This is a genomic window from Bifidobacterium sp. LH_230, from assembly GCF_056357555.1.
On sequence record NZ_JBKEWJ010000010.1, the window covers coordinates 16,209 to 30,769 of the forward strand.

The 14,561-nt window shown below is 61.7% G+C and carries 23 protein-coding genes; 22 read left to right on the top strand and 1 reads right to left on the bottom strand.

Annotated elements, in window-relative coordinates; genetic code table 11:
* Positions 1–70: 70 nt before the first annotated feature.
* Complete coding sequence (locus tag AC1A0G_RS06140; RefSeq protein WP_476528346.1) at positions 71–1,297, bottom strand: YwiC-like family protein; 1,227 nt, start codon at positions 1,295–1,297, stop codon at positions 71–73.
* Positions 1,298–1,615: 318 nt separating this feature from the next.
* Between AC1A0G_RS06140 and AC1A0G_RS06145 the strand changes: the two genes are divergently transcribed.
* From AC1A0G_RS06145 to rplO, 22 genes are all read left to right on the top strand, one after another.
* A complete protein-coding gene (locus AC1A0G_RS06145) occupies positions 1,616–2,578 on the top strand; it encodes a hypothetical protein (protein WP_476528347.1) in 963 nt (320 codons plus the stop codon).
* Between the two features lie 2,168 nt (positions 2,579–4,746).
* The gene (rpsJ, locus tag AC1A0G_RS06150; RefSeq protein ID WP_003808013.1) at positions 4,747–5,055 is read left to right on the top strand and encodes a 30S ribosomal protein S10; all 309 of its coding nucleotides are present in this window, start codon (positions 4,747–4,749) and stop codon (positions 5,053–5,055) included.
* Positions 5,056–5,072: 17 nt separating this feature from the next.
* The gene (rplC, locus tag AC1A0G_RS06155; RefSeq protein ID WP_163232128.1) at positions 5,073–5,720 is read left to right on the top strand and encodes a 50S ribosomal protein L3; all 648 of its coding nucleotides are present in this window, start codon (positions 5,073–5,075) and stop codon (positions 5,718–5,720) included.
* A gap of 17 nt (positions 5,721–5,737) precedes the next feature.
* On the top strand, positions 5,738–6,403 hold the full coding sequence (gene rplD / locus AC1A0G_RS06160) for a 50S ribosomal protein L4 (RefSeq protein ID WP_163232126.1): 666 nt from the start codon (positions 5,738–5,740) through the stop codon (positions 6,401–6,403).
* Between the two features lie 6 nt (positions 6,404–6,409).
* On the top strand, positions 6,410–6,706 hold the full coding sequence (gene rplW, locus AC1A0G_RS06165; RefSeq protein WP_219069664.1) for a 50S ribosomal protein L23: 297 nt from the start codon (positions 6,410–6,412) through the stop codon (positions 6,704–6,706).
* A gap of 36 nt (positions 6,707–6,742) precedes the next feature.
* Positions 6,743–7,573 carry a 50S ribosomal protein L2 gene (gene rplB / locus AC1A0G_RS06170; RefSeq protein WP_219069666.1) on the top strand — a complete coding sequence of 277 codons (831 nt, stop codon included), beginning with the start codon at positions 6,743–6,745 and terminating at the stop codon, positions 7,571–7,573.
* 15 nt (positions 7,574–7,588) lie between these two features.
* Entirely contained in the window at positions 7,589–7,867 is a 279-nt protein-coding gene (rpsS, locus tag AC1A0G_RS06175) for a 30S ribosomal protein S19 (protein ID WP_015450968.1), read from the top strand.
* A gap of 17 nt (positions 7,868–7,884) precedes the next feature.
* On the top strand, positions 7,885–8,244 hold the full coding sequence (rplV, locus tag AC1A0G_RS06180) for a 50S ribosomal protein L22 (RefSeq protein ID WP_033493913.1): 360 nt from the start codon (positions 7,885–7,887) through the stop codon (positions 8,242–8,244).
* A gap of 2 nt (positions 8,245–8,246) precedes the next feature.
* On the top strand, positions 8,247–9,059 hold the full coding sequence (gene rpsC / locus AC1A0G_RS06185; protein ID WP_214372517.1) for a 30S ribosomal protein S3: 813 nt from the start codon (positions 8,247–8,249) through the stop codon (positions 9,057–9,059).
* Positions 9,060–9,063: 4 nt separating this feature from the next.
* Complete coding sequence (rplP, locus tag AC1A0G_RS06190; protein WP_094730272.1) at positions 9,064–9,483, top strand: 50S ribosomal protein L16; 420 nt, start codon at positions 9,064–9,066, stop codon at positions 9,481–9,483.
* Positions 9,483–9,740, top strand: coding sequence for a 50S ribosomal protein L29 (gene rpmC, locus AC1A0G_RS06195; RefSeq protein WP_094730273.1), 258 nt, complete (start codon positions 9,483–9,485; stop codon positions 9,738–9,740). Before rplP ends, rpmC begins: the two co-directional genes overlap by 1 nt.
* A complete protein-coding gene (rpsQ, locus tag AC1A0G_RS06200) occupies positions 9,740–10,000 on the top strand; it encodes a 30S ribosomal protein S17 (protein ID WP_033493921.1) in 261 nt (86 codons plus the stop codon). Before rpmC ends, rpsQ begins: the two co-directional genes overlap by 1 nt.
* A 91-nt stretch (positions 10,001–10,091) precedes the next feature.
* Positions 10,092–10,460, top strand: coding sequence for a 50S ribosomal protein L14 (gene rplN / locus AC1A0G_RS06205; RefSeq protein ID WP_152357685.1), 369 nt, complete (start codon positions 10,092–10,094; stop codon positions 10,458–10,460).
* A 1-nt stretch (position 10,461) separates the two neighbouring features.
* Entirely contained in the window at positions 10,462–10,797 is a 336-nt protein-coding gene (gene rplX / locus AC1A0G_RS06210) for a 50S ribosomal protein L24 (RefSeq protein WP_094730276.1), read from the top strand.
* Complete coding sequence (rplE, locus tag AC1A0G_RS06215) at positions 10,794–11,366, top strand: 50S ribosomal protein L5 (RefSeq protein WP_163232115.1); 573 nt, start codon at positions 10,794–10,796, stop codon at positions 11,364–11,366. The genes rplX and rplE overlap by 4 nt, the downstream gene beginning before the upstream one ends.
* A 1-nt stretch (position 11,367) precedes the next feature.
* A complete protein-coding gene (locus tag AC1A0G_RS06220; RefSeq protein WP_003808046.1) occupies positions 11,368–11,553 on the top strand; it encodes a type Z 30S ribosomal protein S14 in 186 nt (61 codons plus the stop codon).
* Positions 11,554–11,648: 95 nt separating this feature from the next.
* The gene (gene rpsH / locus AC1A0G_RS06225) at positions 11,649–12,047 is read left to right on the top strand and encodes a 30S ribosomal protein S8 (protein WP_214372515.1); all 399 of its coding nucleotides are present in this window, start codon (positions 11,649–11,651) and stop codon (positions 12,045–12,047) included.
* A 17-nt stretch (positions 12,048–12,064) separates the two neighbouring features.
* Positions 12,065–12,604, top strand: coding sequence for a 50S ribosomal protein L6 (gene rplF / locus AC1A0G_RS06230; protein ID WP_152357689.1), 540 nt, complete (start codon positions 12,065–12,067; stop codon positions 12,602–12,604).
* A gap of 1 nt (position 12,605) precedes the next feature.
* Positions 12,606–12,977, top strand: a complete 372-nt coding sequence (rplR, locus tag AC1A0G_RS06235) for a 50S ribosomal protein L18 (protein WP_214372513.1) — start codon at positions 12,606–12,608, stop codon at positions 12,975–12,977.
* The gene (gene rpsE, locus AC1A0G_RS06240; protein ID WP_214372511.1) at positions 12,974–13,711 is read left to right on the top strand and encodes a 30S ribosomal protein S5; all 738 of its coding nucleotides are present in this window, start codon (positions 12,974–12,976) and stop codon (positions 13,709–13,711) included. The genes rplR and rpsE overlap by 4 nt, the downstream gene beginning before the upstream one ends.
* Before the next feature lie 3 nt (positions 13,712–13,714).
* Positions 13,715–13,897 carry a 50S ribosomal protein L30 gene (rpmD, locus tag AC1A0G_RS06245; RefSeq protein ID WP_163232104.1) on the top strand — a complete coding sequence of 61 codons (183 nt, stop codon included), beginning with the start codon at positions 13,715–13,717 and terminating at the stop codon, positions 13,895–13,897.
* 2 nt (positions 13,898–13,899) lie between these two features.
* Positions 13,900–14,358: a 50S ribosomal protein L15 gene (gene rplO / locus AC1A0G_RS06250; RefSeq protein ID WP_476528348.1), complete on the top strand. Its 459-nt coding sequence runs from the start codon at positions 13,900–13,902 to the stop codon at positions 14,356–14,358.
* The last annotated feature ends 203 nt before the right edge of the window (positions 14,359–14,561 follow it).

Here is a 14,561-nt window from a genome sequence, read left to right on the forward strand (position 1 = left end):
TCACCGTTCGCCGCAACCGTGACGCGGATCACAGGCGCCGCATAGCGTGCGGCCTGCGTCGTCCGATCATTCAGAACGTCATCACCACGGCCGCAAATACCAGCAGACTCGACACCATTTCGACCAGGCCAACAACGATCGGCTTGATTGTGCGTCGTCGTGCGATCAACGGCATCGCGATCGCGCGGATCATCAGCCACACGCCGGCCAGCGCCAGCATAGCGAACAATCGGCCGAATCCCAATAGTCCCCACAATCCGCATGCAACCACCAGCACAACGCCGTGCCAAATCCACGACGCCCACAGATATTCGGCGTTGCCGCGTTCGCGAATCATCGTCTTCACGAACAGCACCGAACCGAATTGGGTGAGCAGGAACACGATGGCCGCCGGCAGTCCGCCATTGGCGAGCGACGGAATCTGCGCGCCGGCCGCATGGGTGCCGAACGAGCCGACGACCATTGCCATCGCGCAGGATGCGAGGATCGCGGCCGCGTTACCCCAGAGCGTGCGTTCGCGGCGCAGCCATGCGGCGGCGAACGACAGGCCGGCCAGCACGAGATACAACGGCGCCCACCACAGGATCGTCGGGTGGACGATCACGAACGGCAATCCGACCGCGGCAAGTAATGCCGTATATACAACGGTCGGCGGCAGGTAGCGGCGTGCGAACCGTGATTTGAGCCATCGCGCGGCGGTGAATTGGACGCAGTAGCACAGGACCCATGCGGCGAGCAGCCAAGCGGTGGTCGCGTTTGCGCCGCCGACGATCATGCCGGCGAGCGCGGGCAGTATCGCCATCGCCCATGCGCCGGGCTGATCGGGTATCCAGTCGCGCGGTGCGGTGGTGCGGTGCGGTTGTGCGGTGGGCGGTGACGAGGGGCTGCGCAGCGGCGAGGGGATGAGCGGTGATGTGGCGGTGTGCGGTGATGCGGTGCGGTGAGCTGGCTCGGACTCGGCGGCGCGACCGACGGATGTGGTGTCGTGATCGATAGATGCGGCGTTGCGGGCAGTGGATGTGGCGGGATTGTCGGGCATGGCAGGACGATCGACGGTTGCGACGGTGCGATCGGCGGGCGTGGCGGTACGGTCGGTGGGTGCGGTGGAACGATCGACCGATGTAATGGAATGACCGCTGCCGGCGGCGTCGGTGTGATGGTTGACGGTGGATTGCCGCTGTTGCTGCTGATTTGCGGTCGTTGCGCGGCGTGTTTGTGGAGACGGATGCTGTGCGTGTTGTGGATTATCGAAAGGATGGTCGCCGGCTGGAGACGACGGCATGGTCGGCGTAGTCATGATTCATATGGTATGAAGGCGCTCGTCGACTCGCCAGTTGCGATACGACGATTGATCGGCAGAGGTGACGAATATGCGAGAGACAATGCTATCTGTACTACATAGTTTCACGTGGAACATGATGACCATGCTCCGAAGCGTCCGGTGGTTGCGTCACCGATCATGAGGGTATGTCCGAGCGTGCCGGCGATTGTGGATAGTCGCTCAGCCGTCCACAAAAAATGTGGACAGACACGCCGAATGTGGATAACTCCGACCTTTCGACCACATACCCCGGAATCGTCTTGCTTCCGCGCCGAAATCCGCTACAGTGCGCACATGAGAACGAATACCGCATTGCACGCCCGATATATCGAGGCCGAACGGCACCGCCTGTGCATCTGGGGCCGCACCGACGCCGAACAACGTGCCATACGCCGCCGTGCCCAAGCCGGCGAGCTGGTCCGCGTGTTCGATGCCTGTTACGCGCAACCCGATACGTGGAACAACCTGGACCCGGTCGAACAATACCGCCGCATCGCCCGCACGCTGACGCTCCGCCATCCAAACTGGCTGTTCTGTGACATGAGCGCGGCGGCCATGTACGGCATCAACGATTCAATCCGTCATCTCGACCTGTTCCACATCGCCACGAGCCGGCAGCGTCACGGACACGACAGCGGCCGCATCCGCCGTCATTTCGTTTCGGAATCGGACTGGGAACGGTCCGAACTGGTCGACGGCGTACGCGTCACGCCGCTGTCACGCACCATCTACGACTGTACGCGGCGGCTCGATTTCGCGGACGGGCTATGCGTGGCGGAGGCGGCGCTGCGCAACAACGTCATGCAACGCGACGAGATGCGCGAGCACTGTCTGACATTGCCCGGGCGGTTCCGCTCTCGCTCGCTGCTGGCGGTCGACCATGCGCCGGGCGGTACCGAGAACGGCGGCGAAGCGTATTCGTATGCGGTTATGGTCGAGGAAGGGTTCGTACCGCCGCGCGTGCAGGAGGAGATCGTCAATCCGTATGATCTGGCCCATCGCGACCGGGTCGATTTCGCATGGCGCACCCGTGACGGGCGGTTCATCGTCGGCGAGCTGGACGGGCGGGTGAAGTACCGCGACCCGTCAATGTACGTGAATGGGAGCCTGCAAGACACGGTGATCGCGGAGAAGGAGCGCGAGGAACGGATTCGACTGGTGGCCGACGAGATGTTCCGGTTTTCGTTCGCCGACGCGTTCAAACGGCGCGACCTGATCGCCAAAATGGAAAAGGCCGGCGTTCCGCGCGTACGGTGAGATGATCCGGTGGTCGGTGCCTCATGTCCCGATTCAGCGGAAGACTACTCGTGCGGTGACGTTGCGCTGCCGTCTGGCCGGCTCAGGCGGACCATGCGTGGTTTCTCATGTTCGGTGACGCAGCGGAATGCGCGTTGCGGCCATGCTGCGTCTGCCGGTTAGATCTTCTATATATAAGGAGAGACGTCGGCGTGACCGCAATCGATGGATGGTCAGGTTTGCGATTAGCGGTCGGTGCCGGTCCTGCGTAGCCATGACGAGTCCGACGTCGATCGCGAATAGGAAAGTCGGATTGGTCGGGCTTCGTGCCGTGATGCCAAGGTCTTGTCTGCCGCGATGCTGCATCGGCAAGTGGGTGTTTGCGGACGAAGACGATGACTGTGGGACGATCGGCTGGTTCTGCAGACGGCCTGTGGAACGAGTGGTTTGCGGAAGTGGCGAGTCGTGGCTGAGCGTGTGCCGAGATGGTGGCTGCAAGTGTATGGCCGATCGATATTACAGACGGTGCATACGTGCATGCTGCGATTCGTGGAGCTATGACTGATGGTGACTGTGATGGACAAGTCGTACATGAATGTGGAGTGGACGGTTGCTGCATCTGGACATAGACGACCGATGGCTGGGGGATAGGTGGTTTGCGTTATGTGCCGGTCGCAATGAATATCTGATGGTGCGAATGATGAAGGTGTATGGCTGCTTGCTGGTGCAGGCGGCGCGATAAGTGGGAGGTTGCGGACGAAGAGAATGGTAAGTGGGTGATTGCCTACCATTATGGATGAGTTGTAAGTGGGTGTTTACGGACGGAATGTTGGGTAGTGGGTGTTTGCCTACCATAAAGAGATTCTGCAAGTGGGTGATTGCGGACGCTGAATCCATAAGTGGGCGTTTGCATACCATGAATTGTCTGCATAAGTGGGTGAATACATACCACGAATCTGTAAGTGGGTGTTCACCTACCATGAGGAAGCCTAAAACCCGGTTTTCGTGGTAGGTAAACACCCACTTACAGATTCTTACGTCCGCAATCACCCACTCTCCGCCAGTAAGTGCATGATCACGGACATATCAAAGAGTCATCATCACGCATACTGACGATAACCTGGACACCCTGATGCGCGATGTCAATGATGATTGATGGAGCTAAAGATATATCAGTATCCGAATGACCTGTTCGTAGAACCGTACAAGAGAAATCCGTCAATTGACGATACCTCGCTATTGACCGGACGATATAGGACAACAGTCAGAGTAGGCGGTGCGCAGCAGATCTCCCGCAGAGCCTTGGAGTGAAGAGTTCGGAACTGTCCGTAGGCGGGTACCGAAGACGACCGATAAGGAAGCCCGAGGAAATATGGCAGTACGAGAGGTGTGCCGCGCAAAGCGCGACACGACTGCGGAGCCGTTAAGGTGGAACCCCGGTGGGTTTTCCGGTAGATGACGCCGGAGGCGGCGGCAGCGAGTGTGCGATGTTGCGTAGCAGACGGATGACGTTATCTCATGATTGTTCGTTGAACTTGTGATTGACCGCGAAAATAAGGGATATAAGTCAGCCATAAGAAGATGCATGCGGTGGTATGTCCCGCGGAGCCACACAGACGAAAACCAGTGAGTTCGCCTGTTCAGATGACGTTGGTTCGTGATTGGTCGTGATGAATATGGGATATGAGTTAGCCTCGGGGAGAGGAGTGCGGCGACTCGCCCGCGGAGCCGTGAAGCGAAGAGTCCAGTGGACTCTTCGTAGGCGACGCCGAGGGCGACCGATAGGGAAGCCCGAGGAAATATGACAGCATCCGGGCGACACGTCCACGGCGCCGTGAGCGGACAGTCCGGTGGACTGTCCGTAGGCGACGCCGAGGGCGACCGATAAGGAAGCCCGAGGAGATATGACAGCACGAAGGGCGTGTCGCGGTCGCGACACGCCCGAGTTCATTAAGGCCATACCTAGTGCTTTAATAAACAAGTTGCCTGATTTGGGCTCGCAAATTGGAATCAAAAAAGCGAGCGCGGAACGGAAACCCACGCGAGTGGAAGCCCGGATGCCGCGCACTGATGTGGTTTGGCCACAAGCATCACCTCGTACGAGGTGTGTCTTGCTGCGGCCAGGTCCGCCGGTGCCCTCGAAGCAGGCTGGTAAACAGTACACGAATCGCTAGAAAGGGCGGACGGCAATGGCGGGACAGAAAATCCGCATCAGGCTTAAGTCCTATGACCACGAGGTCATCGACCAATCGGCGAAGAAGATCGTCGAAACGGTGACGAACGCGGGCGCAACTGTGGTTGGCCCGGTTCCGCTCCCGACCGAGAAGAACGTCTTTGTTGTTATTCGTTCTCCTCACAAGTACAAGGATTCTCGCGAGCACTTCGAGATGCGCACTCACAAGCGCCTCATCGACATCGTGGACCCGACCCCGAAGGCCGTGGACTCCCTGATGCACATTGATCTGCCCGCAGATGTCAACATCGAGATCAAGCTGTAAGGGAGGAGGGAACCACTATGACTTCGCAGAGAGGTAGCCACAAGGCTCTGCTGGGCAAGAAGCTCGGCATGACTCAGGTCTGGGACGAGAACGGTTTCTTCGTCCCCGTCACCCTCGTTGATGTGTCCACCAACGTGGTGACCGCCGTCAAGTCCGAAGAGACCGACGGTTACAAGGCCGTTCAGATCGGCTACGGCCAGATCGACCCCACCAAGGTGACCAAGCCGCTCGCCGGCCACTTCGCCAAGGCTGGCGTGACCCCGCGCCGTCACCTCGTCGAGGTGCGCACCGAGGACGCCGCCGAGTACGAGCCGGGCCAGGAGCTCTCCATCGAGTTCTTCCCGGAAGGCTCTGAAGTCGACGTCACCGGCACCACCAAGGGCAAGGGCTTCGCCGGCACCATCAAGCGCTGGGGCTTCAAATCCTACCGTCGTTCTCACGGCTCTCACAAGAACGAGCGTCGCCCCGGCTCTGTCGGCGCATGCGCTACCCCGAGCCGTATTCTCAAGGGCAAGCGTATGGCCGGCCGCATGGGTCACGTGACCGCGACCGCTCAGGGCTTGACCGTCATGTCCGCGGATGCCGAGAACAGCATTCTCGCCATCAAGGGCGCGATCCCGGGCCCGAAGGGCGGCATCGTTCTCGTCCGCACGGCAGTGAAGTAAGGGGAGTCTGATCAATCATGGCAAACGTTACTCTGAACGTGTCTGACGCCCAGGGCGCTACCACCGGCACCGTCGAGGTTCCGGCTGAGATCTTCGGCCACACCGCCGAAGAGGTCGCCTCCCGCGTCCCGCTGATCCACCAGGTCGTTGTGGCTCAGCTCGCTGCTGCCCGCGCCGGCACCCACGCCACCAAGACTCGTGGCATGGTCTCCGGCGGCGGCAAGAAGCCGTGGAAGCAGAAGGGCACCGGTCGTGCTCGCCAGGGCTCCATCCGCGCCCCGCAGTGGTACCACGGCGGCACCGTGTTCGGTCCGCAGCCGCGCGACTACTCGCAGCGCACCCCCAAGAAGATGAAGGCCGCGGCCCTGCGCTACGTCCTGTCCGATCGTGCGAACGCCGGCCGCGTTGCCGTGGTGAACTTCGGTATCACCGATACCCCGTCCACCAAGGCCGCCGTCGCCGCGCTGTCCCCGATCACCGAGAACAAGTTCACCACCGTGGTGCTGTCCCGCGAGAACATCAACGAGTGGCTGTCGGTGCGCAACATCCCGACCGTCCACCCGATCTTCGCCGATCAGCTCAACACGTACGATGTGGTCACGGCTCAGTATGTCGTCTTCACCCAGGAAGGCCTCGACGCTTTCCTCGCGGGTAAGACCGAGCCGGCCGCGAAGGAGGACTGATCTTAAATGGTCGCAATCCACAAGCCCGCACACGACGTCATCCTCAAGCCTGTCGTCTCCGAGAAGAGCTACGCGCTCTCCGATCGTGGCCAGTACACCTTCGTGGTGGCCCCGGACGCGAACAAGGTGCAGATCAAGCAGGCTATCGAAGAGATCTTCAAGGTGAAGGTGACGAACGTCAACACCCTCAACCGTGACGGCAAGCGTAAGCGCACCCGTTTTGGCTTCGGCCAGCGCGTTTCCCAGAAGCGTGCGATCGTGACCGTCGCCGAGGGCCAGACGATCGACATCTTCGGCAACTGAAGGCTAGCCGAGAAAAGTTAAAGGAAGAACTACATTATGGCTATCCGCGTTTATAAGCCGACGACTGCTGGCCGCCGTAACGCGTCTGTCTCGGATTTCTCCGATCTGACGCGCTCCACGCCTGAGAAGTCGCTGGTTCGCAAGCTGACCAAGACCGGCGGTCGTAACTCCTACGGTCGTATGACCTCCCGTCACCGCGGTGGCGGCCACAAGCGCGCCTACCGTCTCATCGACTTCCGTCGCTGGGACAAGGACGGCGTGCCGGCTACCGTCGCTCACATCGAGTACGATCCGAACCGCTCCGCCCGTATCGCGCTGCTGCACTACGCCGATGGTGAGAAGCGCTACATCATCGCTCCGGAAGGCGTCAAGCAGGGCGACCGCATTGAGACCGGCGAGAACGCCGACATCAAGCCGGGCAACAACCTGCCGCTGAAGAACATCCCGACCGGTACCGTGGTCCACGCCATCGAGCTCAAGCCGCTGGGCGGCGCGAAGATCGCGCGTTCCGCCGGTGCCGCCGTTCAGCTCGTCGCCAAGGATGGCGCTTACGCTCAGCTGCGTATGCCGTCCGGCGAAATCCGCAACGTCGACGCCCGCTGCCGCGCGACCGTTGGTGAGGTCGGCAACTCCGATCACGCCAACATCCAGCTCGGTAAGGCCGGCCGCGCCCGCTGGATCGGCAAGCGTCCGTGGACCCGTGGTGAGTCCATGAACCCGGTCGATCACCCGCACGGTGGTCGTACCCGCGGTGGTAAGCCGCCGGTGTCTCCGTGGGGCAAGGGTGAAGTTCGTACTCGCCGTCCGAAGAAGGCTTCGAACAAGATGATTGTTCGTCGTCGTCCGAATGGTAAGAACCGCAAGTAAGGGAGTGTCGAGTAGATGACTCGTAGCATCAAGAAGGGCCCCTTCGTCGACGCCCACCTGCAGAAGAAAGTCGACGAGCAGAACGAGAAGGGCACCCACAACGTCATCAAGACGTGGTCCCGCCGTTCGATGATCACCCCTGATTTCATCGGACACACGTTCGCTGTTCACGATGGCCGCAAGCATGTCCCGGTGTTCGTCACCGAGGCCATGGTCGGTCACAAGCTCGGTGAGTTCGCCCCGACCAAGACCTTCAAGGGTCATGTGAAGGACGACAAGAAGGCCCGCCGCTAAAGGATAAGGAATAGAACATGGAAGCTAAAGCAATCGCTCGTCACGTCCGCGTGACGCCGCGCAAGGCTCGCCGCATGGTCGACCTCATCCGCGGCAAGCAGGCGACCGAAGCCGTCACCATCCTCAAGTTCGCTCCTCAGGACGCGTCCCTGCCGGTTCGCAAGGTCCTCGAGAGCGCTATCGCCAACGCTCGCGTCAAGGCCGACAAGGCCGGTGAGCCGTTCCGCGAGAACGATCTGGTCATCAAGGAGACCTATGTGGACGAAGGCGTGACGCTCAAGCGTTTCCGCGCCCGCGCCCAGGGCCGTGCCGCTCGTATCAACAAGCGCACCTCCCACATCACGGTCGTTGTCGCTACCAAGGAAGGAGCCCGCTAAAGATGGGTCAGAAGATCAATCCCTTTGGCTATCGTCTGGGCATCACTGAAAACCATCGTTCCAAGTGGTTCTCCGATTCCAACAAGCCTGGCGAGCGCTACAGCGACTTCGTCCTCGAGGATGACAAGATCCGCAAGGAAATGAACAAGGACCTCGAGCGTGCGGGCGTGTCCCGCATCGTCATCGAGCGCACCCGCGACCGCGTGCGTGTGGATATCCACACCGCTCGTCCGGGCATCGTGATCGGCCGCCGTGGCGCCGAAGCCGAGAAGGTTCGCGCCAAGCTCGAGAAGCTCACCGGCAAGCAGGTCCAGCTCAACATCTTCGAGGTCAAGAACGCCGCTCTGGACGCCCAGCTCGTCGCTCAGGGCATCGCCGAACAGCTGACCAACCGCGTGACCTTCCGTCGCGCGATGCGCAAGGCTCAGCAGGACGCGATGCGCGCCGGCGCCAAGGGCATCCGTATCAAGCTCTCCGGCCGTCTCGGCGGTGCGGAAATGAGCCGTTCGGAGTTCTACCGCGAGGGTCGCGTTCCGCTGCAGACCCTGCGCGCCCTGATCGACTACGGCTTCTTCGAGGCCAAGACCACCTACGGCCGCATTGGCGTCAAGGTGTGGATCTACAAGGGCGACATGACCGAGCGTGAGTTCGAAGAGCAGCAGCAGGCGCAGCAGAACAGCCGCCCGGGCCGCCGTGGTGGCGATCGTCGCCCGCGCCGTGGCAACCGCAACGCTGCCGCCCAGCAGCAGGCCGAGGCCCCGAAGGCCGAGACCGCCGCCGCTGAGGCTCCTGCCGCAACGGAAACGAAGGAGTGAACTGATGCTTATCCCGAAGAGGACTAAGTACCGCAAGCAGCATCGTCCGGTCCGCTCTGGCATGTCCAAGGGCGGCAACGAGATCGCGTTCGGCGATTTCGGTATTCAGGCGCTCGCGCCGGCCTACGTGACCAACCGTCAGATCGAGGCCGCCCGTATCGCCATGACCCGTTACATCAAGCGTGGCGGCCGTGTGTGGATCACGATCTTCCCGGATCGCCCGCTGACCAAGAAGCCGCTGGGCACCCGAATGGGTTCCGGTAAGGGCACCCCGGAGTTCTGGATCGCCAACGTGCGTCCGGGCCGCGTGATGTTCGAGATCGGTGGCGTTTCCGAGGACGTCGCTCGCGAGGCCCTGCGCCGCGCCATCGACAAGCTCCCGATGAAGTGCCGCATTATCGCTCGTGAAGGTGGTGATATCTGATGGCAGTCGGTACCGCTGAATATGCAATCAAGAATCTGAACGAGAAGACCAACGAGGAGATCGAAGGTTTCCTCAAGAAGTCGAAGGAAGAGCTGTTCAACCTGCGCTTCCAGCACGCGACCGGTCAGCTCGACAACACTGCCCGCCTCAAGGCGGTCAAGCACGACATCGCCAGGATGTACACCGTCCTGCGCGAGCGTGAGCTCGGCATCAGCCAGGCGCCCGAGGCATCCGATACGAAAGCTGAGGAGAACTAATGGCTGAAGAGCGTAACTTCCGCAAGGTTCGTCGCGGTTACGTCGTGTCCGAAGCGATGGACAAGACGATCACCGTCGAGCTCGAGCAGCGTTCGACCCACCCGCTGTACGGCAAGGTCGTTCGTTCCACCAAGAAGGTCAAGGCCCATGATGAACACAACGACGCGCACGTTGGCGACCTCGTGAGTATTATGGAGACTCGGCCCCTGAGCAAGACCAAGCGTTGGCGTCTCGAATCCATCATCGAGCGCGCTAAGTAACAAGTTCGGCAAGGCTCCGCGAGTCACCCCGCCCATGCTCGTACAGGTGGGCGGGGTGCTCGGGGAGAACCAGCTCGGCTAAGGAGAATCAATGATTCAGCAGGAAACGCGGCTTCATGTCGCCGACAACACGGGTGCGAAGGAACTCCTCTGCATCCGCGTGCTCGGCGGATCGAAGCGACGCTATGCCGATCTGGGCGACGTGATCGTCGCCTCCGTCAAGGACGCGATCCCTGGCGGCTCGGTCAAGAAGGGCGACGTGGTCAAGGCCGTCGTCGTCCGCACCGTCAAGGAGCACCGTCGTGTGGACGGCTCCTACATCAAGTTCGACGAGAACGCCGCCGTCATTCTCGGCTCCGGCCGTGAACCGAAGGGCACTCGTATCTTCGGACCGATCGCTCGTGAGCTGCGCGACAAGCGCTTCATGCGTATCGTGTCCCTCGCTCCGGAGGTGATCTGACATGGTAGCCAAGATCAAGAGCGGCGACCTGGTCAAGGTCATTCGCGGTAAGGACAAGGGCAAGGAAGGCAAGGTCACCCGTGTGCTGGCCGACGATCGCCTGATCGTCGAGGGCGTGCAGATCGTCAAGAAGCACGTCCGCGCCACGCAGCAGGGCCAGCAGTCCGGCATCGTCTCCGTCGAGGCTCCGATCCATCGCTCCAACGTGATGCTGATCGACCCGGAGACCAAGCAGCCGACCCGCGTGGGCGTTGTGGTGAAGGAAGAGGCCCGTGACGGCAAGGTGAAGACCGTGCGCGTGCGCGTGGCCAAGAAGTCCGGAAAGGAGCTGGCATGACCGATACGACCGTTGAGGCGCCGGCGACCCCGCGCCTGAAGCAGAAGTACAACGAGGTCATCATCCCCGAGCTCGAGAAGGAGTTCAACTACTCCAACCCGATGCAGGTGGCCCGCATCCAGAAGGTCGTCGTCTCCATGGGCGTCGGTGCCGCTGCCCGCGACTCCAAGCTCATCGAAGGCGCGGTCAAGGACCTCACCCTGATCACCGGCCAGAAGCCGAAGATCACCAAGGCCAAGAAGTCCGTCGCGCAGTTCCACCTGCGTGAGGGCCAGGCCATCGGTGCGTACGTCACCCTGCGTGGCGACCGCATGTGGGAGTTCCTGGATCGTCTGCTGACCCTGGCTCTGCCGCGTATCCGCGATTTCCGCGGCATCAACGGCAAGCAGTTCGACGGCCAGGGCAACTACAACTTTGGTCTCACCGAGCAGTCCATGTTCCACGAGATCGATCCGGATTCGATCGATCACCAGCGTGGTATGGACATCACCGTGGTGACCTCCACCAAGGACGACAAGGAAGCTTCCGTGCTCCTCAAGCACCTCGGCTTCCCCTTCAAGGAGAACTGATATGGCAAAAACCGCTCTGAAGAACAAGGCGGCCGCCAAGCCGAAGTTCAAGGTGCGCGCCTACACGCGCTGCCAGGTTTGTGGTCGTCCCCACTCCGTCTACCGCAAGTTCGGCCTGTGCCGCATCTGCCTTCGTGAGAAGGCTCACCGCGGCGAGCTGCCCGGCGTTACGAAGTCCAGTTGGTAAACATCGACGCTGAAGGTCCGCGGCCCGATCGCCCGTGCCATCATGGCCGGGCGTGAGGGCGGCGGAAACCATAGCGAGAAAGGGCAACAGCCCAAATGACAATGACAGATCCTATCGCAGACATGCTTACGCGTCTGCGTAATGCGAGCGCGGCAAAGCACGAGACCGTGGACATGCCGTACTCCAAGTTCAAGGCGAACATCGCCGAGATCCTGAAGCGTGAAGGCTACATCAAGGACTTCACCGCCAAGGAAGCCAAGGTCGGCCAGACTCTTGAGGTCACCCTCAAGTACGGTCCGAACGGCGAGCGCTCCATCCAGGGCATCAAGCGCATCTCCAAGCCGGGCCTGCGTCGCTACGCGAAGTCCGACGCGCTGCCGATGCCGCTCGGTGGTCTCGGTATCGCCATCATCTCGACCAGCTCGGGATTGATGACCCAGAAGGAATGCCTCGACCGGGGCATCGGCGGCGAAATCGTCGCTTTCGTGTGGTGAGAAAGGAGAGCTAGATCATGGCATCGCATATTGGTAAGCTCCCCGTCGCCATCCCGGCCGGCGTGGAAGTCACTATCGACGGTCAGAACTTCTCGGCCAAGGGCGCGAAGGGTTCCGACTCCTACGTCATTCCTGAAGGCATCACCGCTGTGGTCGAGGGCAACGAGATCGTCCTCACCCCGGCCGATGACCTGCGTCCGACCCGTGCCAAGCACGGTCTGGCCCGCGCCATCGTCGCCAGCATGGTCAAGGGCGTGCACGAAGGCTACGCCAAGACCCTGCAGATCGTTGGCACCGGTTACCGCGCCACCCTCAAGGGCAAGAGCATCGAGTTCGCTCTCGGTTACTCCCACACCATCACCGTTGATCCGGCCGAAGGCATCGAGTTCGAGGTCCCGAACGCCAACACGGTGATCGTCAAGGGCACCGACAAGCAGGCTGTCGGCCAGGCTGCGGCCAACATCCGCAAGCTTCGTGCTCCGGAACCCTACAAGGGCAAGGGCATCAAGTACGCTGACGAGCACATCCTGCGCAAGGCTGGAAAGGCTGGTAAGTGATATGAGCGTTCAGATTCTCGGTAAGGGCAAGAAGGTCGCGCTCAAGCGTCGTCACGCCCGCATCCGCAAGCGCATCTTCGGCACCCCGGAAATGCCGCGTCTCGTTGTCTCCCGCTCCAACCGTCACATGGTCGCCCAGATCGTCGACGACACCAAGGGCATCACTCTCGCCTCCGCGTCCACGCTGACCGCCGATTTCGCCGGTTTCGAGGGCACCAAGGTCGAGGCCGCCAAGAAGGTCGGCGAGCTGCTGGCTGAGAAGGCCAAGGCCGCTGGCATCGAGGCCGTCGTCTTCGACCGTGGCGGCAACAAGTACACCGGTCGCGTTGCAGCTGTCGCTGAAGGCGCCCGCGAGGGAGGTCTGGCACTGTGAGCGACGAAACTCAGAAGGAAACCCAAGTGGCTGAAGAAACTCAGAACACTGAGGCGGCTGAGACCAACAACGCGAACGAGGACCGCAAGTCCCGTCGTGGCCAGCGCGGCGAAGGCCGTCGTGGCGAGCGTCGCAACCGTCGCGAAGAGAAGCAGGGCGATGAGCTGCTCGACCGCGTGGTGACCATCAACCGTGTGTCCAAGACCCACAAGGGCGGCCGTACGTTCAGCTTCGCCGCGCTCGTGGTCGTCGGTGACGGCAACGGCACCGTCGGCGTTGGCTACGGCAAGTCCCGCGAGGTCCCGGCCGCTATCGCCAAGGGCCAGCTCGACGCCAAGAAGCACATGTTCACCGTCCCGCGCGTCCGCGGCACCGTCACCCACCCGGTGATCGGCCACGACGCCGCCGGCACTGTGCTGCTGCGCCCGGCTGCCCCGGGTACCGGCGTTATCGCCGGTGGTCCGGTCCGCGCCGTCATGGAGTGCGCCGGCATCACCGATATCCTGACCAAGTCGATGGGCTCCGCCACCGCTGTGAACATGGTTCGCGCCACCGTGGCCGCCCTCAAGCAGCTCGAAGATCCGGAAGAGATCGCGGCTCGCCGTGGTCTGGCCCTCAACGAGGTCGCCCCGGACGCCCTGCTGCGTGCTCGCGCCGCTGGCATCGACGAGGCCCGCAAGGCTCGCGAAGAGGCTGCGGCCGCCGCTCAGGCTCAGCAGAAGGATGGTGAGTGATAGATGGCTAACCTGAAGATCACCCTGCACCACGGTCTGGTGAACCGTACGCCCAAGCAGCGCGCCACCGCTCAGACCCTCGGTCTGCGCAAGATCGGCCAGAGCGTTGTCCTCGAGGACAACAAGAACACTCGCGGCATGATCCTGACGGTGCGCCACCTGGTCACCGTTGAGGAGGTCGACTGATTATGGCAGAAGAAGAAACCACTATCCTGCAGATGCACGATCTGCGTCCGGCTCCGGGCGCCAAGAAGGATCGCATCCGCGTTGGCCGCGGTGAAGGCTCCAAGGGTAAGACCTCGGGCCGTGGCGAAAAGGGCACCAAGAAGCGTTACCAGGTTCGTCCGGGCTTCGAAGGTGGCCAGCTGCCGCTCTACATGCGCCTGCCGAAGCTCCGTGGCTTCAAGAACCCCTTCAAGCAGGAGTTCCAGGTCGTGAACGTGGCTGCTCTCGCCAAGCTCTTCCCGGCCGGTGGCGACGTGACCGTCGCCGATCTGGTCGCCAAGGGTGCCGTGCGCGCCAACCAGCCCGTCAAGGTGCTGGGCGACGGTGAGGTCACCGTTGCGCTCAACATCAAGGGCGTGAAGGCTTCCGCATCGGCCAAGGCTAAGATCGAGGCCGCCGGCGGTTCCGTCTCCGAGGAGTAGTTCCTACTCTTCGCTGCGATGACCGCATTGCGATACGACTAATGACCCTCGTCCGCGATTCGCGGGCGGGGGTCATTGCGTATGATCGCACGTAAATTATGGACAGAACGGCTGCTGCATGGGGGCAGAGGTAGACACTGTACGCTAGACTCGTCGGTTAGAGTCTGTCCGGACGGGTGCGCATGGGGCGCACATATGGAAAG